At 71.0% G+C, this 25,801-nt stretch carries 26 protein-coding genes; 5 read left to right on the forward strand and 21 right to left on the reverse strand.

All coding sequences use genetic code 11. From position 1 onward, the window contains the following. Window positions 1-104: 104 nt before the first annotated feature. The 19 genes from hemB to LVQ62_RS00930 form a co-directional block, all read right to left on the reverse strand. Window positions 105-1,079 carry a porphobilinogen synthase gene (gene hemB, locus LVQ62_RS00840; protein ID WP_233763777.1) on the reverse strand — a complete coding sequence of 325 codons (975 nt, stop codon included), beginning with the start codon at window positions 1,077-1,079 and terminating at the stop codon, window positions 105-107. Beyond that, complete coding sequence (locus tag LVQ62_RS00845) at window positions 1,079-2,689, reverse strand: bifunctional uroporphyrinogen-III C-methyltransferase/uroporphyrinogen-III synthase (RefSeq protein ID WP_233767573.1); 1,611 nt, start codon at window positions 2,687-2,689, stop codon at window positions 1,079-1,081. The genes hemB and LVQ62_RS00845 overlap by 1 nt, the downstream gene beginning before the upstream one ends. Before the next feature lie 62 nt (window positions 2,690-2,751). Further along, a complete protein-coding gene (hemC, locus tag LVQ62_RS00850; RefSeq protein ID WP_233763780.1) occupies window positions 2,752-3,744 on the reverse strand; it encodes a hydroxymethylbilane synthase in 993 nt (330 codons plus the stop codon). Next, window positions 3,741-5,045: a glutamyl-tRNA reductase gene (locus LVQ62_RS00855; RefSeq protein WP_208051557.1), complete on the reverse strand. Its 1,305-nt coding sequence runs from the start codon at window positions 5,043-5,045 to the stop codon at window positions 3,741-3,743. Before LVQ62_RS00855 ends, hemC begins: the two co-directional genes overlap by 4 nt. Then, window positions 5,042-5,722, reverse strand: coding sequence for a redox-sensing transcriptional repressor Rex (locus LVQ62_RS00860; protein ID WP_233763782.1), 681 nt, complete (start codon window positions 5,720-5,722; stop codon window positions 5,042-5,044). The genes LVQ62_RS00855 and LVQ62_RS00860 overlap by 4 nt, the downstream gene beginning before the upstream one ends. 180 nt (window positions 5,723-5,902) lie before the next feature. Next, window positions 5,903-6,145, reverse strand: coding sequence for a glutaredoxin family protein (locus LVQ62_RS00865; protein ID WP_233763786.1), 243 nt, complete (start codon window positions 6,143-6,145; stop codon window positions 5,903-5,905). Further along, window positions 6,142-7,197: a lysophospholipid acyltransferase family protein gene (locus LVQ62_RS00870; protein ID WP_233763793.1), complete on the reverse strand. Its 1,056-nt coding sequence runs from the start codon at window positions 7,195-7,197 to the stop codon at window positions 6,142-6,144. Before LVQ62_RS00870 ends, LVQ62_RS00865 begins: the two co-directional genes overlap by 4 nt. After that, window positions 7,190-8,179, reverse strand: coding sequence for an NAD-dependent epimerase/dehydratase family protein (locus LVQ62_RS00875; RefSeq protein WP_233763802.1), 990 nt, complete (start codon window positions 8,177-8,179; stop codon window positions 7,190-7,192). The genes LVQ62_RS00870 and LVQ62_RS00875 overlap by 8 nt, the downstream gene beginning before the upstream one ends. A 108-nt stretch (window positions 8,180-8,287) precedes the next feature. After that, window positions 8,288-8,386 carry a 30S ribosomal protein bS22 gene (locus LVQ62_RS00880; RefSeq protein WP_082775156.1) on the reverse strand — a complete coding sequence of 33 codons (99 nt, stop codon included), beginning with the start codon at window positions 8,384-8,386 and terminating at the stop codon, window positions 8,288-8,290. A 112-nt stretch (window positions 8,387-8,498) separates the two neighbouring features. Further along, window positions 8,499-8,699 (reverse strand): helix-turn-helix domain-containing protein, encoded by a 201-nt coding sequence (locus LVQ62_RS00885; protein ID WP_179478822.1) that lies wholly within the window; start codon window positions 8,697-8,699, stop codon window positions 8,499-8,501. A gap of 326 nt (window positions 8,700-9,025) precedes the next feature. Continuing rightward, window positions 9,026-10,222: an acetoin utilization protein AcuC gene (locus LVQ62_RS00890; protein WP_233763804.1), complete on the reverse strand. Its 1,197-nt coding sequence runs from the start codon at window positions 10,220-10,222 to the stop codon at window positions 9,026-9,028. A 24-nt stretch (window positions 10,223-10,246) separates the two neighbouring features. Beyond that, window positions 10,247-10,813 carry an N-acetyltransferase gene (locus LVQ62_RS00895; RefSeq protein WP_233763805.1) on the reverse strand — a complete coding sequence of 189 codons (567 nt, stop codon included), beginning with the start codon at window positions 10,811-10,813 and terminating at the stop codon, window positions 10,247-10,249. Between the two features lie 57 nt (window positions 10,814-10,870). Beyond that, on the reverse strand, window positions 10,871-11,689 hold the full coding sequence (proC, locus tag LVQ62_RS00900) for a pyrroline-5-carboxylate reductase (protein ID WP_233763816.1): 819 nt from the start codon (window positions 11,687-11,689) through the stop codon (window positions 10,871-10,873). Then, complete coding sequence (locus LVQ62_RS00905) at window positions 11,686-12,636, reverse strand: proline dehydrogenase family protein (RefSeq protein ID WP_179483547.1); 951 nt, start codon at window positions 12,634-12,636, stop codon at window positions 11,686-11,688. The genes proC and LVQ62_RS00905 overlap by 4 nt, the downstream gene beginning before the upstream one ends. Window positions 12,637-12,655: 19 nt before the next feature. Continuing rightward, window positions 12,656-13,501 (reverse strand): transglutaminase family protein, encoded by an 846-nt coding sequence (locus tag LVQ62_RS00910; RefSeq protein ID WP_233763818.1) that lies wholly within the window; start codon window positions 13,499-13,501, stop codon window positions 12,656-12,658. Continuing rightward, window positions 13,498-14,427: an alpha-E domain-containing protein gene (locus LVQ62_RS00915; protein WP_179478812.1), complete on the reverse strand. Its 930-nt coding sequence runs from the start codon at window positions 14,425-14,427 to the stop codon at window positions 13,498-13,500. The genes LVQ62_RS00910 and LVQ62_RS00915 overlap by 4 nt, the downstream gene beginning before the upstream one ends. Next, window positions 14,428-16,011: a circularly permuted type 2 ATP-grasp protein gene (locus LVQ62_RS00920; protein WP_233767577.1), complete on the reverse strand. Its 1,584-nt coding sequence runs from the start codon at window positions 16,009-16,011 to the stop codon at window positions 14,428-14,430. It lies immediately after the preceding gene. A 167-nt stretch (window positions 16,012-16,178) separates the two neighbouring features. After that, window positions 16,179-17,102: an ABC transporter permease subunit gene (locus tag LVQ62_RS00925; protein WP_233763820.1), complete on the reverse strand. Its 924-nt coding sequence runs from the start codon at window positions 17,100-17,102 to the stop codon at window positions 16,179-16,181. Next, the gene (locus LVQ62_RS00930; RefSeq protein WP_233763824.1) at window positions 17,099-19,687 is read right to left on the reverse strand and encodes an alpha/beta fold hydrolase; all 2,589 of its coding nucleotides are present in this window, start codon (window positions 19,685-19,687) and stop codon (window positions 17,099-17,101) included. Before LVQ62_RS00930 ends, LVQ62_RS00925 begins: the two co-directional genes overlap by 4 nt. Between LVQ62_RS00930 and LVQ62_RS00935 the strand changes: the two genes are divergently transcribed. From LVQ62_RS00935 to LVQ62_RS00945, 3 genes are all read left to right on the forward strand, one after another. Further along, window positions 19,686-20,246 (forward strand): DUF664 domain-containing protein, encoded by a 561-nt coding sequence (locus tag LVQ62_RS00935; RefSeq protein ID WP_233763825.1) that lies wholly within the window; start codon window positions 19,686-19,688, stop codon window positions 20,244-20,246. The genes LVQ62_RS00930 and LVQ62_RS00935 overlap by 2 nt on opposite strands. Before the next feature lie 132 nt (window positions 20,247-20,378). Next, a complete protein-coding gene (locus LVQ62_RS00940; RefSeq protein ID WP_233763827.1) occupies window positions 20,379-21,095 on the forward strand; it encodes an MgtC/SapB family protein in 717 nt (238 codons plus the stop codon). 108 nt (window positions 21,096-21,203) lie between these two features. Continuing rightward, window positions 21,204-21,557 (forward strand): UBP-type zinc finger domain-containing protein, encoded by a 354-nt coding sequence (locus LVQ62_RS00945; protein ID WP_233763829.1) that lies wholly within the window; start codon window positions 21,204-21,206, stop codon window positions 21,555-21,557. 135 nt (window positions 21,558-21,692) lie between these two features. On the opposite strand, the gene LVQ62_RS00950 is transcribed toward LVQ62_RS00945, so the two are convergent. Next, entirely contained in the window at window positions 21,693-22,493 is an 801-nt protein-coding gene (locus LVQ62_RS00950; protein ID WP_255696546.1) for a sugar phosphate isomerase/epimerase, read from the reverse strand. A 2-nt stretch (window positions 22,494-22,495) separates the two neighbouring features. Continuing rightward, window positions 22,496-23,437 carry a Ppx/GppA phosphatase family protein gene (locus LVQ62_RS00955; protein WP_233763832.1) on the reverse strand — a complete coding sequence of 314 codons (942 nt, stop codon included), beginning with the start codon at window positions 23,435-23,437 and terminating at the stop codon, window positions 22,496-22,498. 122 nt (window positions 23,438-23,559) lie between these two features. Between LVQ62_RS00955 and LVQ62_RS00960 the strand changes: the two genes are divergently transcribed. Both LVQ62_RS00960 and radA read left to right on the forward strand, forming a co-directional pair. Further along, entirely contained in the window at window positions 23,560-24,363 is an 804-nt protein-coding gene (locus LVQ62_RS00960; RefSeq protein ID WP_233763834.1) for a hypothetical protein, read from the forward strand. Window positions 24,364-24,404: 41 nt separating this feature from the next. Then, window positions 24,405-25,799, forward strand: a complete 1,395-nt coding sequence (gene radA, locus LVQ62_RS00965; RefSeq protein WP_233763840.1) for a DNA repair protein RadA — start codon at window positions 24,405-24,407, stop codon at window positions 25,797-25,799. Window positions 25,800-25,801 lie beyond the last annotated feature (2 nt).

The following is a 25,801-nucleotide window of genomic DNA, read 5'->3' on the forward strand; positions in this document are numbered from 1 at the left end:
ATAGGCGCGCCAGGCGTGCTGCTGTTCCTTGGTCAGCCAGACCTGGTCGGTGGCTGTCACGGACGCCCGCTCATGGCAGCCGAGCCTACCGCCGACCGACCTTCTCAGATGGTGGCTCGCAGGATCGTGGCGACCTCGACGGCGTAGTAGGTGAGGATGATCGACGCACCCGCGCGTTTGATGGACGTGAGCGTCTCCAGCATCATCCGGTCCCGGTCGATCCAGCCGTTGGCGCCGGCCGCCTCGATCATCGCGAGCTCACCGCTCACCTGGTAGGCGGCGACGGGGACGTCGACCTCACCGGCGACGGCGTGCAGCACATCGAGATAGGGCAGCGCCGGTTTGATCATCACGATGTCGGCGTCCTGCGCCAGGTCGAGAGAGACCTCGCGCAGCGACTCGGTGAAGTTCGCCGGGTCCTGCTGGTAGGTCGCGCGGTCACCCTGCAGGGCCGAGTCGACGGCCTCGCGGAACGGCCCGTACGCCGCTGAGGCGTACTTGGCGGCGTACGCCAGGATGATCGTGTCGGTGAAGCCCGCCTCCTCCAGGGCCGCGCGGCACGCGGCGACCTGGCCGTCCATCATCCCGGACAGCCCCAGCACGTGGGCGCCCGCGCGGGCCTGTGCCAGCGCCATCTGCGCGTAGAGCTCCAGGGTGGCGTCGTTGTCGACGCGACCGCGGTCGTCGAGCACTCCGCAGTGCCCGTGGGAGGTGAACTCATCGAGGCACAGATCGGACATCAGGACCGTGCTGTCACCCAGCTCGTCCCGCAGGCGGCGCAGCGCGACGTTGAGGATGCCGTCCGGATCCGTTGCGCCCGAACCGATCTCGTCGCGGTGCTCGGGCACGCCGTAGATCATCAACCCGCCGACGCCGGCCGCGACCGCGTCCCGTGCCGCGACCACGAGGGAGTCGAGACTGTGCTGCAGCACGCCCGGCATCGAGGCGAGCGGGACCGCATCGGTCAGGCCCTCCTTGACGAACATCGGCAGCACCAGATCGGCCGGGTGCAGCCGCGTCTGTGCCACCAGCCGCCGGACCGCGGGGGTCTGGCGGAGCCTGCGCGGGCGGTGCTCCATCAGGCCTTGGCCTTGCGCCGCGCCGCCGTACGCCGCTCGCTCGGACGGCGTACGTCGTCGCCCGCCTCGGCGGCGGACAGCGCGAGGCCGCGGCCGTAGTCGGCCAGGGCGTCGACCAGTGACGCGGCGGACGGCTCGGCGGCCAGGACGTCGACCCGCAGGCCGTGCTCCTCGGCGGTCTTCGCGGTCGCCGGGCCGATACACGCCACCACGGTGGACGTGTGCGGCTTGCCCGCGATGCCCACCAGGTTGCGCACGGTGGAGCTGGAGGTGAAGAGCACCGCGTCGAAGCGACCGGACTTGATCGCCTCGCGCACCTGCGGGGCCGGCGGAGCGGCGCGCACCGTGCGGTAGGCCGTCACGTCGTCGACCTCCCAGCCCATCTCCTGCAGGCCGGCCACCAGCGTGTCGGTGGCGATGTCGGCGCGCGGCAGGAAGACCCGGTTGATCGGGTCGAGCAGGTCGTCGTACTCCGGCCAGCCCGCGAGCAGGCCCTTGGCCGACTGCTCACCGTCCGGCACCAGGTCCGGCTCCAGTCCCCACTCGCGCAGGGCATCGGCCGTGACTCCCCCGACCGCGGCGATCTTCAGCCCGGCGAACGCGCGGGCGTCCAGACCGAACTCGGCGAACTTCTCCTTGACCGCACGCACCGCGTTCGCCGAGGTGAAGCCGATCCACTCGTAGCGGCCGGTGACCAGGCCCTTGATGGCCCGCTCCATCTGCTGCGGGGTGCGCGGCGGCTCGACGCTGATGGTCGGCACCACATCGCTGGCCGCACCGAACGACGCCAGCCGCTCGGTCATCGTGCCGGCCTGCTCCTTCGTGCGCGGCACGAGGACGTTCCAGCCGAAGAGCGGCTTGTTCTCCCACCAGGACAGCTGGTCGCGCAGCGCCACGGTGCCGCCCACGACCGCGACGGTCGGCGCGTGCACCTTGTCGGCGCGGATCGCATCGGCCGCTTCGGCGAGGGTGGTGACCTGGGTGGCCTGCTCGATCAGGGTGCCCTGCGAGGTGAGCGCGACACTGGTGTCGCCGTCCCGCCCGGCCGCGAGCAACCGGCCCAGCGCGTCGGCGATGTTCTCGGTGGCACCGAGCAGCACGACAGTCGTGTCGTCGCCGGCGGAGCGCTCCCACACGACCTTGCCGTCGCCGGCACTGATGACGTGCACAGCACGAGTCGCGTTGTTGGTCAACGGGATTCCGGCGTATGACGGCACCGCGGACACCGCGCTGACGCCGGGCACGATCTCGAAGGGGATGCCGGCCTTGCGCAGGGCGACCGCCTCTTCGGCCAGACCGTTGAACATCGCGGGGTCGCCGTCCATCAGGCGGACCACCAGGGTCTCCTCGGAGGACGGGTCGCTCGGCGACGCCTGTTTCGCGGCGCGCACGACGAGCTTCGCGCGGGAGGCGTGCGTCAGCGGCTGGCCGGCCTCGCCGTGTCCGGCGTCGACGATCTCCACGTCGGCGCGGGCGTAGGGCGCGACGAAGTCCTCGCGCGCGATCCGGTCGATCACGATGACGTCGGCGCGACGCAGCAGGCTGACGGCCCGCGTGGTCAACAGTCCGTGGTCGCCGGGGCCCGAGCCGACGAAGGCGACGGTGGGCAGGGCCTTCACGGCCCTGGCGCCCTTCGCCGTGCCGCTCTTGCGATTCGATGCAGTGGTGGTGCTCACGATTCACGCTCCGCAGCGTTTGTTGGGACGAGGTCTTCGGGGTGGGTGGGGAACGCATCCGGTTTCGGAGGCGCCCCTGGAGGTATGACGTCGGCGGCACCGTCCTGGAGCAACAGCTGTGCCAGTTCGATACCCAGCCGGGGGGCGGCCTCAATCGGGCCGGTGACGGATCGGCGCAGTTCGAAACCGCCGTCCTTGCTGCCGACGAACGCGCGCAACGAGATCATCAGAGAACCGTCGAGCTCCTCGACGACCTCGGCCAGCGCCCCGATCGGCGACGAGCAGCCCGCTTCCAGCGCACCGAGCAGCGCGCGTTCGGCAGTGACCGCGGCACGGGTGTCGGGGTCGTCCAAGGGCGCGAGCGCCGCGCGCAGCTCCGTGGCGTCCTCGCGGACCTCGAGCGCCAGCGCGCCCTGACCGGGAGCCGGCAGCATCTGCAACGGGTCGAGGACCTCGGTGATCGCCGCGGTGCGACCGATCCGTGCTAGCCCGGCGCGCGCGAGGACGACGGCGTCGACCGTGCCGCTGGTCACCAGCGACATGCGCGTGTCGATATTGCCGCGGATCCCGCGCACGGCGAGCCCGAGCCCGAGGGCGTTCAGCTGGGCGGCCCGCCGAGGCGAACCGGTGCCGACGACAGCGTCCTGGGGCAGCTCGGCGAGCGTGAGTCCGTCACGGGCGACGATGGCGTCGCGGGGATCCTCACGGGACGGGATGGCGGCGAGCACCAGGCCCGGTTCCGGCTGCACCGGCAGATCCTTCAGCGAGTGGACCGCGAGGTCGACCTCGCCGGCGAGCAGCGCGTGGCGGATCGCGGCGGCGAACACGCCTGTGCCGCCCATGGTCTCCAGAGGTCCGCGATTGGTGTCGCCCTCGGTGGTGATCATCACCAGCTCCACCTCGTGGCCGCGGTCGCGCAGCAACTGCGCCACGCTCTCGCTCTGGGTGGTCGCGAGCGCACTGCGCCGGGTGCCGAGTCGCACCATCATCGGCGATCACCGTCCGACAGCCGCGGGACCCGCGAGACGCGGGCCTCGTGCGGGTCGAGGTCGAAGAGGGTGCGCAGCAGTGCGGCGTAGTCCTGTCCGTGCTCCTCACCGGCGAGCTGCTTCATCCGGACCGTGGGCGTGTGCAGGATCTTCTCCGTCACCCGGTGCAGGGTCTGGCGCACCTGCGCCGCCTGCGCATCGGTCAGCTGCAGGCGACCGACCAGCCGGTCCATCTCCGCGTCGACGACGTCCGCGGCGCGCACCCGCAGCGCGGAGACGGTCGGCACGACCGCGGCCGAGCGGCGCAGCACCAGGAACTCCGCGACCTCGGCGGTGACCAGGTCCTGTACGACGCGCAGCGAGTCGCGCTGCGGGCCGTCGGCGGTGGTCCGGGCGCCGAGCTCCTCGAGCGTCACGAGCGTGACGCCGTCGAGCTCGCCGCACGCGGGGTCGATGTCGCGCGGCAGCGCAAGGTCGATCAGCACCATGTGCCGGGCGGGCGGGCTGTCGGCGGTCAGCAGGTGCGGCACCAGGATGTGGCCCACGGCACCGGTGCAGGAGATCACGATGTCGGCCCCGGCGAGGGCGTCGGTCAGCTGCGCCCAGGGTCGCGCGGTCGCTCCGGTCGCGGCGGCCAGTCGCTGCCCGTGCTCGGGCGTGCGGTTGACGATCGTGAGGCCGCCGACGCCGGCGCGGGTGAGGGTGTGGGCGGCGAGGGCGCTCATCGAACCGGCGCCGATGACGACCGCGGACTGCGCGGACAGTGCGCCGAGGTGCTCCTGCGCGATGCCCAGCGACTGCTCCACCAGCGATCGGCTGACGGTGTCGAGATCGGTCTCGGCGTGCACCCGCTTGCCCACCCGCAGGGCGTGCTGCACCAGCTCGGACAGCGACGAGCCGAGTCGCCCGGCGTCTTGGGCGGCCCGCATCGAGGCGCGCAACTGACCCAGGATCTGGCTCTCGCCGATGGCCATCGAGTCCAGCCCCGCGGCGACGGAGAAGAGGTGGGCGACGGCCCGGTCCTCGAAGTGCACGTAGAGGTGGTCGCGCAGCGCGGGCAGCGGCATGCCGGTCACCGCGGCGAGCGTCTCGCTGATCGAGGTGACCGCACCGTGGAAGGTGCCGACCTCGGCGTACAGCTCGGTGCGGTTGCAGGTCGACAGCACGAGCAGCTCGCTGACGTGCTCGTTGCCGACCAGGGACTCCCCGATCCGGTCCTGCTGCACGTCGTTGAGGACGACGCGCTCCAGCGTGGCGATGTCGGCGGTGCGGTGGGAGATGCCGATGACGATGACGCTCATCCGCTGGCCTCGATCCCGTCGGCGCCGAGGCGGGCGTCGTCCTTGCCGCGCTGCTCGTGGAAGGCCAGGATCTGCAGCTCGGTGGCGAGGTCGACCTTGCGCACCTGGGTGTGGGCCGGGACGTTCAGCACGCCGGGCGCGAAGTTGAGGATGGAGCGCACGCCGAGGGCCACGACGGCGTCGGCGACCTCCTGGGCGGCGACCGGCGGCGTAGAGATGACGGCGATGACCTGCTCGGTCACGCTAGCTGCGAACTGCTCGAAGTCCACGACCTGCATGCCGGCGATCGTGGTGCCCACCACGGCGGGGTCGCGGTCGACGAGCCACTGCACCTCGAAGCCGCGGGTGGCGAAACCGCTGTACGCCGCGAGCGCGTGCCCGAGGTTGCCCATCCCGATGATCGCGACCGACCAGGGGTGCTGCAGGCCGAGCTGGCGGGTGATCTCGCTGGCCAGCCGCTCCACGTCGTAGCCGACGCCGCGCACGCCGTAGGAGCCGAGGTAGGACAGGTCCTTGCGCAGGCCGGCCGAGCGGACGCCCGCGATGGTCGCGAGCTCCTCGGAGGACACGACCTCCACACCGGCGGATACGAGGGGGTGCAGAGCACGCAGATAGCCCGGAAGTCGAGCTACCGTCGCGTCCGGGATGTCCCGCCGCGTCATGGGGTCGGTCGTCAAGGGCGCTCGACTCCTCCCGAGGTCGGCAGGCCCTATATCAAACGCCTGCGCAGAGGAAGTAATACCCCCTGACCATAAGACTTTGTGAAGGCATGCACAAAATCGCTCTGAAGCGCTGAAAGTGCTAGGCGGTACTACACCTGCTGCATCTCGCGAACGTTCGGGCGAAGAGTCGGGGGCTCAGGCCAGGGTGGCGCGCAGCCGCTTCTCGTCGACCCGCCAGTAGTCGTGCTGGGCGCCGTCCACGAGCGTGACGGGGATCTGTTCGGCGTACTGCTCGCGCAACGCCGGATCATCGAGGATGGAGATCTCCACCCACCCGACGCCGGTGTCGGCCGCGACCGCGGCGATGACCGTGCGGGCATCGTCACAGAGGTGGCACCCCGGCTTGCTGATGAGGGTGATGCGCGGCTCGTCGCTCACCAGAAGACCGAACGTCGTTGCAGCAGCAGCGAGTAGAGCGTCTGCTGGATGGTCTCGCGCACCTGGTCGGTCAGATCGAAGACCAGCATGGGGTCGTCGGCGGCCGTCGGCTCGAAGCTGTCGGTCGGGATGGGCGCGCCGAATTCGATGATCCACTTGCTGGGCAACGGGAGCAGACCGAGCGGGCCGAGCCAGGGGAAGGTCGGCGTCAGCGGGAAGTAGGGGAAGCCGAAGAGCCGGGCCAGGCTCTTGGCGTTACCCAGCAGCGGGAAGATCTCCTCGGCGCCCACGATCGAGCACGGGATGATCGGCACACCGGTGCGCAGCGCCGCGCTGACGAACCCGCCGCGACCGAAGCGCTGCAGCCGGTAGCGCTCGCCGAACGGCTTGCCGACGCCCTTGAAGCCCTCGGGGCAGACGAAGACCAGCTCGCCGGCGCGCAGCAGCCGCTCGGCGTCGGCGTTCGCCGCCAGCGTGGATCCGGACTTGCGCGCCAGATCGCCGAGCACCGGGGACTGGAAGACCAGGTCCGCGCCGAGCGCACGCGCGTACCGGTGGCCGGGCGTCTCGTCGTGGATGGCGACCTGGACCATCAGCCCGTCGACCGGCACCGTGCCGGAGTGGTTGGACACCACCAGCGCGCCGCCCACGAGCGGAAGGTTCTCGATGCCGCGCACCTCGACGCGGAACCAGCGCTTGTAGAGGGGCCGCAGCAGCGGCAGCCACACCTCGTCGGTGAACTCCTGGTCGAAGCCGAAGTCGTCGACCTCGTACTCCCCGGTGATGCGACGCCGCAGGAAGGCCAGCGCCTTGGTGATCCGCCGGTCCAGGTCGTCACCGGAGAGCCCTGCCGCCGAGCCGGCGATCCGCAGGGTGCGCACCAGCAGCTTGACGATCGACTCGATGTCGTACGGCGACCCGCTCGGCTCGGGTGCCGGTGCGGGGTCGGGCACGACGCGCAGCGGTCGGTCGGCACGCGCGCCGGCGAACGCGGCGCGGGGCGGACGCTTGCGCGCGCCCGTCGCGTCGGATCCGGTGGTCTTGTCAGGCATGGGCTCCCCCTGCTCGCAGCAGCGCCGACACTCGGTTGTCGCCGCCGAAGACGTCGGTGAATGCTTCGCGTGTGGTGCGCTCGGGGGTGTAACCGAGCGACGTACGTAGTGCTGTGGTGTCCATCCCCCGCCCGAAGCAGAGCAGGTCCATCTGCTCCGCGGAGAAGTTGCCGACCCGGGCGCGCGAGGTGAACTGCTGAACGAGCGGCCCGGCCTGCGCCAGCACCGGAAGTGTCGGGCGACCGGCGATCCGCGCGGCCTGGTGCACGGTGAGCACCCCGTCGCCGGCGACGTTGATGACGCCCGTGCAGTCCTCGCGCAAGGTGGCGGCATGGATGGAGCCGATCGCGTCGTCCAGGTGCAGCACCTGGAACCTGCCGTCGAATCCCAACGGCACCGGGATCACCGGCAGGTGGAAGAGGTCGGAGAAGGTGGTGCGCAGCCCGGGGCCGACGACGTTGGCCATCCGCAGCATGCACACGTCGACGTCGGGCCGGCGACGGCCGAAGCCGCGTACGTAGGTCTCGACCTCGACGGAGTCCTTGCCGAAACCGCGCGGCGGGGTGCGCCGCGCCGTCATGTCCTCGGTGAACATCGCGGGGTCGCGCGGCGAGCTGCCGTAGACCGCGGAGGACGACTTGACGACGAGCCGTCGCAGCGAGGGCGCCTTCTGGCACGCAGCGAGCAGCTGCATCGTGCCGATGACGTTGATCTCCTTCTGCGTCGTGCGCCCGCCCGCCTGCCGCGGCGTGGTGATCACGCCCAGGTGCACGACGGTGTCGACGTTCTCCTGCTTGATGATCTTGCCGATGATCGGGTTGCGGATGTCGGCACGGACGAACTCCGCCCGGCCGATGTCATGGGCAGGGCGTACGACGTCGACGGCCAGCACCCGCTCGATCCGCGGGTCGGTCGACAGGGCCCGCGCGGCGAGTCCGCCGACGAAACGCGAGACCCCGGTGACGAGCACGGTCGTAGCCATCGGGTTCCCTCTCGCGGGTGCGGATGATCGCTGTGCGCAGATCGTACGACGAAGCCCCCGCCCGCCACGGCTCACGCCAGGCGACAGGGGCCTTCGTAGGTCTTACTGCTACTTCTTGTTACGACGCTGGTGTCGCGTCTTGCGCAGCAGCTTGCGGTGCTTCTTCTTCGCCATCCGCTTGCGGCGCTTCTTGACTACTGAACCCATGCGTGAACGCTGTCCTTCGATGATCGGAAAATTTCAGAAAGGCTGCCAGTCAGGCTACGGCATGCCGGGGATGCGGCCGAATCAACCGTCTCTCCGCACCGGCCGGGCGGATTCAGGCAGTGCCCATGTAGGACTGGCTGAGGTATTCGGTCACGGCGGTCTCGGGCACCCGGAACGAGCGTCCCACCCGAACGGCCTCGAGCTCGCCGCTGTGCACCAGTCGGTAGACCGTCATCTTCGACACCCGCATGATGGTGGCCACCTCGGCGACGGTCATGAAGGTGACCTCGCCCACGTGCGTCTCGTGCGGCATGGTGGGGCCTCTATTTTCTGTGCGGTCCGCAACGGATGGTCTTTTCAGCAGGCCAGGAGTGCGGGTCGGCTGGTGCTGAAATGCACCCTAGAGGTAGAACGCATCCTGTGTGAAGTTTGAGACTAAAATGTCCACTCGACACGCCGTACGAGCGTGTTTCTTCCTGCCCGATTACGCATGCGCCGACGCCCACAACAGACCACGCGGCGCCCTTGCAGCGACGACCCCACCGAATCAGCGCCCACAATGGACCACGCGGCGCCCTTGCAGCGACGACCCCACCGGATAAGCACCCACAACGGACCACGCGGCGCCCTCCCGCGAGCTCAGTCGAACCAGACGTTGAGCCCGTGCTCGGGGAAGACCGCCTCACGGGTGGCGAGCACGCACTGGTCGACCCGATCGTTCGGGTCGGCGCCGGTGGCCCAGGACTTCCACCACACCCGGTCGTGCTCGGCCACCCCGTCGCCCATCCGCGGCGGACCGGGCCGCCCACAGGTCATCCGTGCGTAGTCGTGCCAGGCCGCCGGGATGGCCGTGTCCAGCGGGATGGGTGCGTGCGCGGCGATCCCGAGCAGGTGGGTCCACGTGCGCGGGACGACGTCGACGATCTCGTATCCGCCGCCACCGAGTGCCACCCAGCGACCGTCGGCCACCTCATGGGCCAGGTCGTGCATCGACTCGGCCGCGGTCCGCTGCGCGTCCACCGACAGGCGCAGGTGCGCCAGCGGGTCCAGATAGTGGGAGTCGCAGCCGTGCTGGGTGACCAGCACCTGCGGGGCGAACGCGCGCAGCAGAGCGGGTACGACGGCGTGCAGCGCCCGCAGCCAGGCCGCGTCGCCCACCCCGGGCGGCAGCGCGATGTTGGCGGCGCCGCCGAGCGCGCCCGGGCCGCCGATGTCGGCCGGATCACCGGTGCCCGGGAAGAGAGTGCGCGGGCCCTCGTGGATGGAGATGGTGAGCACCCGCGGGTCGTCCCAGAAGACCTTCTCGACGCCGTCGCCGTGGTGCACGTCGAGGTCGACGTACGCGACCCGCTGCGCGCCGGCCCGCAGCATCGACTCGATCCCGATGGCCACATCGTTGTAGACGCAGAATCCGGACGCGTTTCCGGGCATCGCGTGGTGCATGCCGCCGGCGAAGTTGACGCCGTGCGACACCTCACCGGACCACACCGCGTCGCAGATGTCGCGGGTGCCGGCCGCGATGAGCGCGGACGCCTCGTGCATCCCGAGGAACGCCGGGTCGTCGGTCGTGCCGAGCCCGTACGTCGTGTCGGCCAGCTCGGGGTCGGCGGACGCGACGCGCACGGCCTCGACGTACGCCGCGTCGTGCACCGTGCGGACCAGGTCCTCGGTCGGGTCCGAGGGCCCCGTGACCTGGACACCGGGGGCATCGAAGACGCCGTACTCACGCGCCAGTACGGCGGTCAACGCGAGCCGCCGCGGGTCCATCGGGTGGTGATCGCCGAAGTCGTACCGGGTCAGCCGTTCGTCCCAGACGATCCGGGTCGAGGCGGTCATCGGCTCGTCATCGACGGTCCGGGGTCACAGCACCGAGCTCGGCACCGAGCCGGGGTCCTCGCCGAGGGAGTAGACCATCGCCATCTCGTCCTCGGGGACGTCCGGCTCCTCCTGGGTGGAGGGTGTGCCCTCGGGCACGCCGGTGACCTTCATCGGTCGCCGCGCGTCGGTGGGACGGAAGCCGAAGCTGCTCGCGAACGCGACACCCCGGCCGTTGTCGGTGCCCACCCAGTAGACGACGAACTGGAAGGAGTCGGTGCCGGCCTGCTCGACGCCCGCCTGCACGAGTCGCCAGGCAACGCCCTGACCACGCAGGTCGGGCTTCACCCAGAGGCCGAAGAGCTCGCAGCTGCGGGGGTCCTCCGCGGGCGACCGCCCGACGGACACGACGCCCACGACGTCGTCGCCGCGCTCGGCGATCAACCGGCGGGAGCGGACCAGACGACGTCGCCAGAAGGCGTCGTCGAACTGTCGTTCCTGCGCGACGCTGGCCGCGAAGGCATCGGGGCTGTCGGACAGTGCAGCCAGCCGTACGTCACGGTAGATCTGCCAGTCCTGCTCCCCGAGAGCACGAACCGTGATGTCAGTCATGCGGGTACTCTCGCACGGCCGTCGCGCCCGGGGGTAGCTGCGTCCACCCCTCGCGACTCACTCCCCTGCGGCCAGCTGGGCCGAGCGCCGTGCCGCCGCCTCGATCGCGGTGAGGAACGCCGCGCGGACCTTGTGGTCGTCCAGTTCGCGCAGTGCGGCCATCGTGGTGCCACCCGGGCTGGAGACCTGCTCGCGCAGCACCGTGGGGTGCTCGCCGGTCTCCTTCAGCATGGTCGCGGCGCCGTAGAGGGTCTGCACGACCAGCTCGGTGGAGGTGGCGCGCGGCATCCCCAGCAGCACGCCGGCCTCGATCATGGCCTCGACGACGTAGAAGATGTACGCCGGCCCGCTACCGCTGATCGCGGTCACCGCGTCGAGGTGGTGCTCCGGCAGCGCGACGACCCTGCCGCAGGCCTGCAGCAGCCCGGTCGCGGTGGCCAGCTGGTCGGCATCGCAGTGCGCGCCGGGGCTCACCGCAGACATGCCCTGATCGACCAGGGCCGGGGTGTTGGGCATCACCCGGGCCACCGAGGTGCCCTCGGGCAGCTGCGCCTCCAGGAACGCCGTGGTGATCCCGGCCGCGAGGGAGACCACGAGCGTGCTGTCGCCGACCGCGCCGGAGATCTCCTGCACCAGCGCGCGCATGTCCTGCGGCTTGACCGCGAGCACGATGGTCGCCGCCTGGGCTGCGGCCTCCGCGGCGGGAAGCGCCCGCACGGCGTACTTGTCCTTCAGGTGCGCGAGCCGCTCGGGGCTGCGGTCGCTGATCAGGACCGTGGCGGCATCGCGTCCGCCGCGCAGCCAGCCCGAGAGCAGCGCCTCGCCCATCACCCCGGCGCCCAGGATGGCAACGGTGTCGGCGCGCGACACGGTCATCCCCTGCTGATGAGGGAGCGGGCGAAGAACATCGCGTTCGCCGGCCGTTCGGCCATCCGGCGGACGAGGTAGCCGTACCACTGGTCGCCGTACGGCACGTAGATGCGCATCTGGTGGCCGGCGTCGGACAGTCGCTGCTGCTCGTCGGGGCGGATGCCGTAGAGCATCTGGTACTCGAAGGAGTCCGAGGCACGCAGGCAACGGTCGGCCAGCGACCCGGCGATCTGGATGAGCCGGGGGTCGTGGCTGGCGACCATCGGGTAGCCGTCGCCGTGCATGAGCACCTTGAGGCACCGCACGTAGGACAGGTCGACGTGCGCCTTGTCGAGGTAGGCGACGCTGCCCGGCTCGTCGTAGGCGCCCTTGCACAGCCGGATCCGGCTGCCGGCGGTCGCGAGGTCGCGGCAGTCGGCCTCGGTACGCCGCAGGTAGGCCTGCAGGACCGCGCCCACCCAGGGGAAGTCGGCGCGTAGCTCGCGCACGCCCTCGAGGGTGTCGTCGGTGGTGGTGTGGTCCTCCATGTCGATGGTGACCGTCGTGCCCGCGGCGGCCGCGGCCGCGCAGATCTCCCGCGCGTGGTCCACCGCGATCTTGTGGCCGTCGTGCGGCAGCGCCTGCCCGATGGCGCTCAGCTTGACGCTGACCTCCACGCCGCCGCGCTCGGTGAGCCCGGCGTCGCTCAGCGCCCGCAGGACGTCGAGGTAGGCGTCGCGGGTGTGCCGTGCTCCCTCGAGATCCGTGCAGTCCTCGCCGAGGAAGTCCAGGGTGCCGAGCAGTCCCTGCCCGTGCAGTCCGGTCGTCGCCTCGACGGCGTCTGAGGTGCCCTCGCCGGCGACGTAGCGGCGTACGACGTCCCGGCTGACGGGCGCGTTCTGCACGACCCGCCGCACCTTGTCGTTACGGGACAGGCCAAGCAGGCCTGCGCGCAGTGCTGCGCTGGGGTCCAACACGATTGATCTCCTCGAATTACGCGAGCCGGCTGATCTCCACGGTCACGAACATCTTGCTGCCCGGGGTGCCGGTGAAGATGCCCCGCAGGGGCACGACATCTGAATGGTCGCGACCTTGCGCCACTTCAATGTAGAAGTCGTCGGGGACCACTCCTGCACTCGGGTCGACCGCGGTCCATGCGCCGTCCCACCACTGGATCCATGCGTGTGACACACCGGTGACGTTCGCACCGACCGGAGCGTCCCGGTCGGGGAAGACGTAGCCGGTGACGAACCTGGCCGGGATGCCCTGCGAACGCAGGGCGCCCAGGGCGAGGTGGGCGAAGTCCTGGCAGGCGCCCTGGGCGTCGTCCCAGGCACCGGCGCAGCGTGCGTAGACCGTGCGCCGTCCCGCGATGTAGTCCAGCCGTTCGCGGATGGCGGCGATGACGTCGGTGACGAAGACCGCAGGAGTCGGAGCGTTCTCGCGCACCCGCGCGACGACCTCCTCGAAGGCGGGGCCGAGCGCCGTCCGCGGGACGATGCGCAGCACCTCCTCGAACTCGTCGCGCACCGAGGGGTCCGCGTACTGCTCCCAGGTCATGCCCGCCGTCTCGGCGGGGTGGCGGTCGACCGTCACGGTGCTGATCGCGACGACCTTCAGCTCGTCGTGCGGTTCATGAAGCTCGAACGACGTGACGGTCGTGCCCCAGTAGTCGGTCCACTGCTCCATCCACGGCGTCGGCGTGACGTCGACGCGGGAGTGCAGCACCGTCTGGCGGGCGCTCGACAGCGGCGTCAGACGCGCCTCGTTGTAGGACTGCGTCGCCGGGCCGGTGTAGGTGTAGCCGGTGCGGTGCACCAGCCGCATGGTCACGCTCACAGGGCCTCCGTCAGCCACTCGGGCGCCACGACGCCCTCGAAATACCGCTTCGCGATCGCCTCGGTCGCATCGGCGCAGACGCGCTGCAGCTCCTCCATCTCCCGGGGCAGGTCGGTGACCAGGTCGGTCAGGGACAGGTAGGACAGTCTCGCGTGCGCCTGCCCGATGACCCGTGCCGCGTCGCCGCCGAAACCCACCCGCCTCGACCTCGGGTCCAGCTCCTCCAGGCAATGCCCGGCCTGCTCGAGCAGGTGGGAGATCGAGCGCGGGAAGAGCCGGTCGAGCAGTAGGAACTCCGCTGCGGCGCGCGGGGATTCGGTCACCCGGTAGACGCGGGTGAAGGCGTGGGCGGCGCCGCACGAGCGCAGCGTGAGCGCCCAGGCGCCGTTCGGCCCGGACACGTAGTTGCCCATCGTGATCAGCCGCGCGGTCATGTCGATCCGCTCGATGCTGCGCCCGAGGACGATGAACTGCCAGCCGTCGTCGTGGCTCTGGGTGCTGTCCGCGAGCGCGGAGATCATGCTGGCCCGCTCGCGCACGAAACGGAACGCGTCAGCGGGCCGCCGCTGCTGCAGTTGCCCCGCGAGCACCGCGTTGTAGGTGCTGTTGATGGCCTCCCACACCTCGGTCGAGACGACCTCCCGCGAGCGCCGCGCGTTCTCCCGGGCGGTCTCGATCGCGTATGCGATGGAGGGGGCGGCCGTGCGGTCGAGCAACAGGGTCTGCAGCAGCGTCCCGGCGTCCGGGGTGCCCTCGCCGTACGCGATGCCCATGGCAGCCATCACCGAACGGCAGGTGGCCTCCTCGTCGATGACCGGGTCCTCGATGAGCAGCTGCAGGTAGGTGTCGAGGATGCGCGCCGTGCACTCGGCGCGCTCGACGTAGCGGCCGATCCAGAAGAGCGCCTCGGCGATCCGGCTCAACATCTAACGCTCACCGCCGAACGACGTCCGCACCGCGGTCTGGCTCTGGCTCTGGCTCTGGCTCTGCTCGCCACCGTGGCCGCTCGGGGGCGGTGCGGCGTCGTCGGCGCCCGATGCGCGCTCTGCGGCCCGCCCGGCCCGCAGGCTCGGGTGCACGACGGCGTCGTCGGCCGCGGGGGCCGGTGACGCCTCGGGGACGGCACCGCGATCGGCGGCCAGCACCCAGGTGTCCTTGGACCCGCCGCCTTGACTGGAGTTGACGATGAGCTCACCCTCCGGCAGGGCCACCCGGGTGAGGCCGCCGGGCAGCACCCAGACCTTCTCGCCGTCGTTGATCGCGAACGGCCGCAGGTCCACGTGCCGCGGCGCCATCGTGTCGCCGATCAGGGTCGGCACCGTGGACAGCTGGATCACCGGCTGCGCGATCCAGCCGCGCGGGTCGGCGATCAGTCGCTTGCGCATCTCGTCCAACTGGGCCGCGGTGGCGCGCGGACCGATGATGATGCCCTTGCCGCCGGCGCCGTCGACGGGCTTGACCACCAGCTCCGCGAGTCGGTCGAGCACCTCGGCGCGGTGCTCCGCATCCTCCATCCGCCAGGTGTCGACGTTCGGCAGGATCGGCTCCTGGCCCAGGTAGTAGCGGATGAGATCGGGCACGTAGGTGTAGGTCAGCTTGTCGTCGGCGACCCCGTTGCCGACGCCGTTGGCGATCGTGACGTTGCCGGCCCGAGCGGCGTTCAGCAGACCGGGCACGCCGAGCATCGAATCCCTGCGGAAATGCACGGGATCCAGGAAGTCGTCGTCGACGCGTCGGTAGATCACGTCGACCGGTCGCAGGCCGTTCGTGGTCCGCACCAGCACCCGGCCGCCCTGGGCGACCAGGTCGCGGCCCTCCACCAGGCGAGTGCCCATCAGGCGGGCCAGCAGGGCGTGCTCGAAGTACGCGGCGTTGAAGGCCCCGGGTGTCAGCACGACGACCGTGGGGTCGGTGACACCGCTCGGCGCGCAGGCCCGCAGGCTGGCGAGCAGCTTCGCGGGATACTGCGAGACCGGCCGGATGCGGTGGTGCGCGAAGACCTCGGGCAGCGCCGTGGACATCGCGCGCCGGTTGGAGATGACGTAGGAGACCCCCGAAGGGATCCGGACGTTGTCCTCCAGTACCCGGAAGTCGCCGTTGCCGTCGCGCACCAGGTCGATGCCCGAGACGTGCACCCGGACGCCGTGCGGGTAGTTGATGCCCTTGGCGACGCGCAGGAAGTGCGGGCTGCTCGTCACGACACGGCGCGGGATGACCCCGTCCCGGAAGACCTGCCCCTCGTCGTAGATGTCGGCGAGGAACGCCTCCAGAGCCCGGACTCGTTGGGCGACACCGGCTTCCACGTGTGACCAGGTCTGCGCCTCGATCAGCCGGGGCACGATGTCGATCGGGAACGGCCGCTCCTGGCCGCCGATGTCGAAGGTGACGCCCTGGTCGAGGTAGGAATGGCCGAGATAGTCGGCGCGCGCCTGCACCTCCTGCATCGACAGACGCTGCATCTGACGCTGGATGCCCATGTAGTCGGGCCGGCAGCCGGCGCCGTCGTACATCTCGTCGAACGTGTCCGGCCCCGACCGGTATCCGCCGAAAACCTGACCCGAGGTGCCGCCCTGCGTCTGGCTCTGGCTCTGCGTCACGCCGTCACGTTATCGGCACCGTGTTGCGTCCCTGTTTCGATCGGCCGCATCGATCCGCACGGAGGTCCGTGCCGGACGCGTCAACTCACGATGTCCTTGCGCTCGAAACGCCACCAGGCCAGGGCCAGGAAGACCGCCGAATAGGTAAGGGCGACTCCGGTGCCGCGGATCATCCCGTCCCAGTTGACGCTCGGGCCGAGGGCGTCGAGCCAGGAGTACTGGAAGTGGGTGGGCAGGACGTTGCGGTAGGAACCGAGGGCGGTGATGGCGTCCAGGATGTTGGAGACCACCACCAGCAGCACCGCGCCGCCGACCGCGCCGAGCGGAGCATCGGTCAGCACGCTCAGCAGGAAGGCCAGGGCGGCGACCAGCAGCGACTGCAGGCTCGCGTACGCGACCACGATCAGCAGCCGCTGCAGTCCGACACCGGTGCCGAACGAGCCGCCCAGGGGCGACTGTGCGGGCGCCCAGCCGAAGAACACCCCACCGATCAGGAACGACCACACGGGCACCAGCAGGTTGGCGCCGAGGCTGAGGCTGAGCGCGACGGTCAGCTTCTGGCGCAGCAGCCGCGAGCGGGGCACCGGGATCGCGAGCAGATACCGCAGGGAGGACCAGCTGGCCTCGCTCGCCACCGTGTCGCCGCAGAAGAGGGCGACGATGACCACGAGCAGGAAGGCAGCAGAGGCGAACTCGGTATAGAAGGCGAAGTTGGCGGCGCCCGCGCTGCCCAGAGTGATCAGGGCCGAGCCGGACGCGCCGGCCCCACCCCCGCCACCGCCGCGACCTCCGCCGGGGTTGTTGACCTTCAGCGCGATCGCCACGATCACCGGCAGGACGATCAGGAGCAGGGCCGCGAGCTGGGTACGACGGCGGCGCAGCTGGCGCACGAACTCCACCCGCAGCGACAGGGTGCGGCCGGGCCGGAACGCCGCGCGCTCGCCCGGCGGGAGCTCGGCCAGCCGGTCGTGGACACCGCGGCGGGTGGCGGCGATCTCGTTCATTCGTCCGCTCCGACCAGTTGCATGAAGACCTCTTCCAGCGAGTGTCTGGTAGCGACCTGCTGGGCCTCGATGCCGGCGTCCGCGAGCACCCGCACAGCGCGTTCGGGATCGGCCACCCGCAGCCGGTCGGGTCCGGCGACCGCGCCGACGATCTCCTCGACCGACCCGGCTGTGATCAGACGCCCGTTGTGCATCACCACGACGTGCGTGCAGGTCTGCTCGACCTCGTCGAGCAGGTGACTGGACAGGACCACGGTGCGCCCCGTCTCGGCGTACCGGCGCAGCACCTCGCGCATCTCGATGATCTGCGGCGGGTCCAGACCGTTGGCGGGCTCGTCGAGGATGAGGACCTCGGGAAGCCCGAGCATGGCCTGTGCGATCGCCAGGCGCTGGCGCATCCCCTGGCTGTAGGTCTTCACGCGGCGTTCGATGGAGGGTCCGAGCCCGGCGATCTCCAGCGCGGTCTCGAAGTCGGCGTCCTCCTCCGGACGGCCGGTCGCGGCCCAGAAGAGCCGCAGGTTGTCGCGGCCGGACAGATGCGGCAGCAGCCCAGGGCCCTCGATGAACGCGCCGGTGCGCGACAGCACTGCGGCGCCCGGTCCGATGAGCTCGCCGAAGAGCCGGATGGAGCCGGTGGTGGGCGCGATCAGCCCCATCAGGGTGCGCAGCAGGGTGGTCTTACCCGCACCGTTGGGTCCGAGCAGCCCGACGACCTGTCCCTGCTGGACCGAGAAGGTGACGTCGTCGACGGCCCGGTAGCCGTCGGCGTACACCTTGCTCAGGTGCTCGATGCTCACCGGCACGTGCTGAAGCGCGGGCTCGAACGAGTGACGTCGGCGACGGCGTACGGCGGCGAACGCGACGCCGAGCAGGAAGAGCGCCATCGCGACGAGACCGACGATCAACCAGGGCCACGGGTGGCCGGTCGCCTCGGTGCGGCCTACGGCGGTGGAGAGCCCAAGCTGGGGAGAGGCGAGCGCGACGTCGTAGCTGCGGGCGTCGGTCGGCAGCTGGTAGGCGAGGTCGGTCGTCGCGACCCGGACGACGACCCGGTGCCCTGCCGGCACCGACTGCACGATGCCCGGCAGCCGCACCGTGACCGTGGTCGGCACTCCCGGACGCAGGCCCGTCAACCGGATCGGGGCGACGAGACCGGAGGGCAGGGTGTCGCTGCCGTCAGGTGCGACGTCGTGCAGCGACGCGAAGAGGGTCGCGTCGGTGGTGGTCCGCGCCGTGATGCGCAGCTGGACGGTCGAGGAGCCCGCGACCAGCTCCGTCTTGGTCAGCGGCGCGGAGGAGAAGGATGCGAACTGGCCTGGTATCGAAGCCAGTTGGGTAGCCCCGGTCACTCCGGCGAGACCGGCTGCCTGGCCGAGCAGACCACCGAGGCCCGGGACCGCCGTGACCGCGGCGGGGTTTCCGCCCGCCGGGGCGAAGATCGTCCTCGAAGCACCGGACAGGGCGACCGGCACCTGCCGGCCGGCGCCGTACCCGCCCTCGATGCGGACGGTCTGGTCGATGCTCGAGCCGTCCTGCGACGACAGCGCCGCGCCGGTGAGGGACGCGGTGAACGACCGGTCGGGCACCCGCCCATGCTTCAGGATCGGGTCGAACCAGCTGCGCAGGAAGCCCACGAGCTGGGACGTCGAGGTGCCGCCGTCGTGACCTCCGCTGCGCCAGATCACCTTGGTGGGGGTCCCCGCGGCGGCGATGCCGCGGGCGTTGGCGTCGGCCTGGGACAGGTCGAAGAGCGAGTCCTGCTCGCCCTGGCTCAGCAGCGTGGGCGCCGTGATCCGGCTCAGGACCCGCGCAGGACTCGAGGCCTGCAGCAGGCTGAGGATCGTCGCATCGGGCCGGCCGGTGGCAGCTGCCTGTTGGTACGCCGCGCAGACATCGGCCGCGAACCGTCCGCAGCCGTTGCTGCTCGGCGTCCTGCCCGCCGCGGCACCGAACAGCTGGCCCGCCCACAGCTTCTTGAAGACCCCGGGCGCGTGGCCCTGCGCGGCGTTGGGGAAGAGCGCCGTCGACAGGTCGTTCCAGGTGATGTCGGCGCCGACGGCGTCGATGCGGCGGTCGGTGCCGGCCAGCAGCAGCGCCAGTCCCCCGCCGTACGACGACCCGGCGACACCGATCCTCGGGTCGCCCGGGTGGTCCTTGATGACCTGTGGCATGGCGGCGAGGTAGGAGACGAGGAGTCGCGCGTCGGCGACCTCGTAGCTAGGTGCGTCGAGATGGATCAGACCGCCGGACCGTCCGAATCCCCTTGCCGTGTAGGCGAGTACGACGTAACCGTCCGCGGCGAGAGAACGCGCCTCACCGGCCAGGTCGGTCTTGCTGCCGCCGAAGCCGTGTGCCAACAGGATCGCCGGGGCCGGGGTCTTCGCAGGGAGGTAGACCGTGGTGTCGAGTCGCACCGGGGTGCCGCCCTCGGGCGTGCCGGTGACGAACTGCGACCGCGTGGCGATGTGCGGGCTGCCGGGTCTGAAGAGCGCGACCCCGCCGACGGCGAGAGCCAGGACCACGAACGCCGCCAGCAATCCGCGTACGGCGCGCGACCGCGGGATCCTGGTCCGCGGCAGCTTCATGCCTCCAGTAAAGACGGGCGGGCTGTGGAAAGGCCGAGGCGCCCCCACCCGATCGGTCGCCGACAGCACGGGTCGCGGTCCGCGGTCCAGGTCGCGGGGTGTGTCCGAGCCGCCGGTTTGCGTTCGTGCTGCGGGTTTGCGTTCGTGGCCAGGGCTGCAGCACTGGCCGCCGACGCAAACCGTCCACCGCGTCGGACGCCGGTCCTACAGTGACGGCCATGCCCTCGGCGGGCTGCTGAAGCACGTCGTGGCCACGGAGAGGTCGTGGATCCGCACCGACGTCGAACGCGGCGAGGAGGAGCCCCGCACGGACGAGTTCACCCTGGGCGCGGACGAGACCGTCGCTCAGTGGCTGGCCGCGTGGGAGCTCGAGTCGGCGCACACCGAGGAGGTGGTGCGGTCCGGGATCGACCTCGATCAGGAGGTGCCGGACTACCAGGGCGGCGCGTCGAACAACGTGCGCTGGGTGCTGCTGCACCTGGTGGAGGAGATGGCCCGCCACGCCGGCCACGCCGACCTGTTGCGCGAGGCGATCGACGGCCGGACCTACCGCCGCTGACGTCGGCCCTCCCGTTCGACGATCAGCACAGGACTCCGGTGGACGACTGGGCTCGTCGCACGAGCGCCTCGTGCTCGCCGGACCGACCGGGGGTCGGCACGCGCCGCGAGCGACTCTGGATAGCTTGGGCTGATGGCCCATGGAGTGTTCGCCGGACAGGGCGTGGTGCAGATCGCCGAGCTCCTGCTCGCATTCGTCCTCTCCTCCGGCATCGGGCTGGAGCGCACGCTGCGCGGCAAGAGCGCGGGCCTGCGCACCCAGTCGATCGTCGGCACCACCGCGGCGGCGATCCTGCTGGTCTCCAAGTACGGCTTCACCGACGTGCTGCACAGCGGCTCGGTCGTGCTCGACCCCTCACGCGTCGCGGCGCAGGTCGTCTCGGGCATCGGATTCCTCGGCGCCGGCCTCATCCTGTCCCGCGGCGGCGTCGTACGCGGTCTCACCACGGCCGCCGCCGTCTGGGAGACCGCAGCGATCGGGATGGCCGCCGGAGCCGGTCTGTGGTTGATCGCGCTGGTGGTCACCGCCCTGCACTTCGTGACGGTCTTCGGTTACACCGAGCTCGCCCACCACCTGCCGGGGAGCCGCACCAATGCCACGCGGCTGCAGATCATCTACAGCGATGGTCGCGGGGTGCTGCGATCACTGATCAACCGGCTCACCGCGCTCGGCTGGCGTGTCGACGGCCTCACCGGGATGCAGGACTCCTCGCGACTGCCCGAGGGCGTCGTCGCCGTGGTCATCACCGCATCGGGTCAGGCCGAACCCGAGCGTTTGGTGAAGGTCCTGAGCGGCGTCGACGACGTCGTGGGAGTCGGCGTCGTCGAGGACGACGACGAGCTCGAATAGCGACGTCGCGCTAGCCCGCGTCGCCAGCAGCGTACGAGCGGAAGTATGTCGTGCGCGCAGTGTCGTCATGCGCCGTATGCCGCAGCCCCACGGGCCTAGCCTGGCGGGATGAGCGACACCGAGGGTTTCGACACCTCCGTACCGCCGAGCGGTGAGGGATGCGCGGACTGCCTGGACGGCGCGAGCCCCGGCTGGTGGGTGCACCTGCGGCGCTGCGCCCAGTGCGGGCACATCGGATGCTGCGACACCTCCCTGGGCCAGCACGCGACCGCCCACCACGATGCGACCGGCCACCCGGTCATCCAGAGCTTCGAACCCGGCGAGGACTGGTGCTTCGACTACCGCACCGGCGGATTCGCCTACGGGCCCGCGCTCGCACCCCCGACCAGTCACCCCAGGGACCAGAGCGTCCCCGGTCCGGCGGACAGGATCCCGGCCGACTGGCAGAACCAGCTGCACTAGAGGACGCCGGGGCGCGCGACGACGCGTCCGCCGCGAGACGAGGTGTGGGTTCTGCGTTCGCGGCCAGGACTGCAGCACTGGCCGCAGACGCAAAACCCGCACCTGGCGCCCGGCACTGGGCCGGACCCAGCTCTGTCAGGGAAGGGCCGGCGCCGCGAAGTGAAGCCGCGCGAACGCGAGCGCCTCCGCGAGGTCCAGCTCGCGTTCCTCGTCGTCGAGCTTGCGGGTGCCGACCTCCAGGACGATCGACCCGTCGTACCCGCCCGCCGCCAGCGCCTCCAGGAACTGCGCGCACGGCTGCCCACCGCGTCCCGGCACCAGGTGCTCGTCCTTGAAGGACCCCGAGCCGTCGGCGAGGTGCACGTGGGCCAGTCGCTCGCCGAGCGCGGCCTGCATGGCCATCGCGTCCGATCCGGCGGTGGCGGTGTGCGACAGGTCGAGCGTCACGTGCGCGTAGTCGATGTCGACCGGGTCCCAGCCGGGCAGATAGGCCTGCATCTCGCGCTGCCGGGCACGCCACGGGAACATGTTCTCCACCGCGAGCTGTATGCCGGTCTCCTCCTCGCGCTGCGCCACCCCCGCGACGAACTCGGCGGCGTAGTCGCGCTGCCAGCGGAACGGCGGATGCAGCACCACCGTGTCGGCGCCGACCTCGCGTGCGACCCGGACCGAGTTGTCGACCTTGTCCCAGGGCTCGGTGCCCCAGATGCGTTGGGTGAGTAGCAGAGTCGGCGCGTGGATCGAGACCACCGGCAGCTGATAGTGGTCGATGAGCCGTTGCAGCGCACCGGCCTCCTGGCTGACCGGGTCGTTCCACACCATCACCTCGACCCCGTCGTAGCCGAGCCGGTCGGCGAGGTCGAAGGTGGCCGCGACGCCGTGGGGGTAGACCGAGGCGCTGGAGAGGACGACCTTGGCGTCCGGGATGCGGCTGATGCTCACTCGGCCGCGTCCCATCCGTCCATGGCGTCCAGGCGGCGCAGGATGACGCCCTCGCGCAGCGCCCACGGGCACAGCGTCAGGGCGGGTACGTCGAGCAGCTCCATCGTGCCCTCGATGACCACCGCGCCGGCCAGCATCTGCGCCGACCGGCTGGCCGACACCCCTGGAAGGCCCGCGCGCTCGGCGGCCGTCATCTTCGCCAGGCGCGGCACCAGCTTGGTCAGGTCGGCGCGCTCCAAGGTGCGTTCGACGTACGGACCCTCGTCCTTGGGCGCCGCTCCGCAGAGCCGCGCGAGCGACCGGATCGTCTTGCTGGTGCCGACGACGTGGTCGGGGCGGCCGAACCGGGTCAGGTCGCGCATGCTGCGGGCGATCTCGGTGCGCACCTGCTTGCGCATGGCGCGCAGGTCCTCCGCCGCCGGCGGGTCGCCCTGCAGCGTGCGCGTCAGGCGGCCTGCGCCGAGCGGCAGGCTGATCGCCGCGTCCGGCACCTCGTCCTGCCCGTTCGCGAGCTCCAGCGAGCCGCCGCCGATGTCGATGACGATCAGCCGCCCGGAGGACCATCCGAACCAGCGGCGTACGGCGAGGAAGGTCAGCGACGACTCCTGCTCGCCGGAGAGCACCTGCAGGTGGATCCCGGTCTTGTCGTGGACGGTCTTCAGCACGCCCTCGCCGTTGGGGGCCTCGCGGATGGCGCTGGTCGCGAAGGCCAGCAGCTGCTCGGCGCCCTGGTCCTCCGCGATGGTCTTGCACTCCTCGACGAAGCCGACGAGCGCCGCGATGCCCTCCCGCGCGATGTCACCGCTGGCGGTCGTGTGCTCGGACAGCCGCAGCTCGCGCTTGTGGGAGAACGCCGGGATCGGCTGGGCGCCGCGGTGCGCGTCGACGACGAGCAGGTGGACCGTGTTCGAACCGACGTCGATCACTCCGAGGCGCATGCGGCCAAACTAGTCGGCGCACCTTCGGTCGGTGAGCACCATCCACCGCCGGCCGTCGAGGATCTCCCGCGACAGCCTTCTGCGTCTGCTGGGTGCAGTCTGCCGGGGCTACGATCACGCCCGTGGCCGAGACCGATCCGAACGTCGCACGAAGCTGGGTCGAGTTCGACAACCCGGACGACGGTGCCGAGCGGTTCCGCTGCGACCTGACGTGGCTGACCTCGAACTGGACCTGCATCTACGGGCGCGGCTGCCAGGGCATCTACGCCGACCGCCCCGACGACGGATGCTGCACGCTCGGCGCGCACTTCGCCGACAAGGACGACCTGAAGAACGTCCGCCGGGTGGTCAAGGAACTCGGCCCCGACGAGTGGCAGTACTACGAGGAGGGCCACTCCGACATCGGCTGGCGCGAGAAAGAGGACGGCGCGACCAAGACGCGCGTCGTCGACGGCGCCTGCATCTTCCTCAACCGGCCCGGCTTCCCCGCGGGCGACGGCTGCTCGCTGCACCAGCACGCGCTGCTCACCGGCGTCGAACCGCACACCGTCAAGCCGGACGTCTGCTGGCAGTTGCCGTTGCGGCGCACCTTCCGCACGGTCGAGCGCGGCGACGACACGTCGTACCTGGAGATCTCGATCGGCGAGTACCAGCGCAGCGGCTGGGGCCCGGGCGGACACGACCTGGACTGGTACTGCAGCTCCAACCCCGAGGCGCACGTCGGCAAGGAGCCGCTCTATCTCTCCAACGCCGGCGAGCTGCGGCACCTGATGGGCGACGCGGCGTACGACGTGCTGGTCACGCACTGCGAGGCCCACCTGGCGCTCGCGAAGGCAGCGCGCCGCCCGGGCAACCGCACCCTGCTGCCGCTGCTGATCCACCCCGCCACGCTCGACGCGCAGAAGCAGAACCGCAAGCGCGTCTGACCGACCGCACGTCTGTCGGCGGCGGCGCATACCTTCTGCGTATGCCGACCGCGAGCGCCCGCAAGAAACCCCCAGCGCCGTCCTACCGCTGCGCCGAGTGCGGCTGGACCGCAATCAAGTGGGTCGGACGCTGCAGCGAATGCCAGGCGTGGGGCACCTTGGAAGAGGTCGGCCAGGTCGGCGTGCATACCGCCGCCGCGACCGTGCTCGAGCGGCCCGCCGTGCCGATCGGCGAGGTGGACGGGTCGCAGGCCTCCGCCCGGCCGACCGGTGTCAGCGAGTTCGACCGGGTGCTCGGCGGCGGCCTGGTGCCCGGGGCGGTCATCCTCGTCGCCGGCGAGCCGGGCATCGGCAAGTCCACGCTGCTGCTCGACGTGGCCGCGCGCGCGGCACGCGGGCCGCGCCGGGTGCTCTACGTCAGCGGTGAGGAGTCGGCCGCGCAGGTGCGGGTGCGGGCCGAGCGGATCGAGGCGCTGGCGCGCACCCTCTTCCTGGCCAGCGAGACCGATCTCGGCACGGTGCTGGCGCAGATCGACCAGGTCCGCCCGGAGCTGCTGGTGATCGACTCGGTGCAGACCATCGCCTCCACCGAGATCCCCGGCTCTCCCGGCAACGTCAGCCAGGTGCGTGAGGTCGCGGCGGCGATCATCCAGGTCGCCAAGCAGCGCGACATCAGCGTGCTGCTGGTCGGCCACGTCACCAAGGACGGCTCCATCGCCGGTCCCCGCGTGCTGGAGCACCTGGTCGACGTCGTCGTGCAGTTCGAGGGCGAGCGGCACTCGCGGCTGCGCCTGGTGCGCGCCGCGAAGAACAGATACGGCCCGACCGACGAGGTGGGCTGCTTCGACCTGTCCGACGTCGGCATCGTCGGCCTGCCGGATCCGAGCGGGCTCTTCCTCACCCGCCGGGAGCAGCCGGTGCCCGGCACCTGCGTCACGGTCACCCTCGAAGGGCGCCGTCCACTGGTCACGGAGGTGCAGGCCCTGATGGTCGACGGCGTGCAGGGCAACCCCAGGCGCACCACCAGCGGCATCGACTCCTCGCGGACGGCCATGATCCTCGCCGTGCTCGACCGCCGCGCCGGCCTGCCGGTCTCGCGCAGCGACTGCTACCTCTCGACCGTCGGGGGTGTGCGGCTCAGCGAGCCGGCGGCCGACCTGGCGATCGCGCTGGCCATCGCGAGCGGGGTGCAGGACCGTCCGATGGGCGCGGGCACCGTGGCCGTCGGCGAGGTGGGACTGGCCGGAGAGGTACGCGCGGTGTCCGGTGTCGCGCGACGCCTGGCCGAGGCCTTCCGCATCGGCTTCAGGAGGGCTGTCATCCCCTCGGGGTCGCTGGCCGGGGAAGCGGCGCCGGAGGGCATGCAGGTCGTCGAGGTGGACGACGTACGCGACGCCGTGCGGTTGATCGACGGGGGCGGCCCGCGCCTCACATAGAA

The organism is Allobranchiibius sp. GilTou73 (assembly GCF_021391335.1).
GTDB classification, from domain to species: Bacteria; Actinomycetota; Actinomycetes; order Actinomycetales; family Dermatophilaceae; genus Allobranchiibius; species Allobranchiibius huperziae.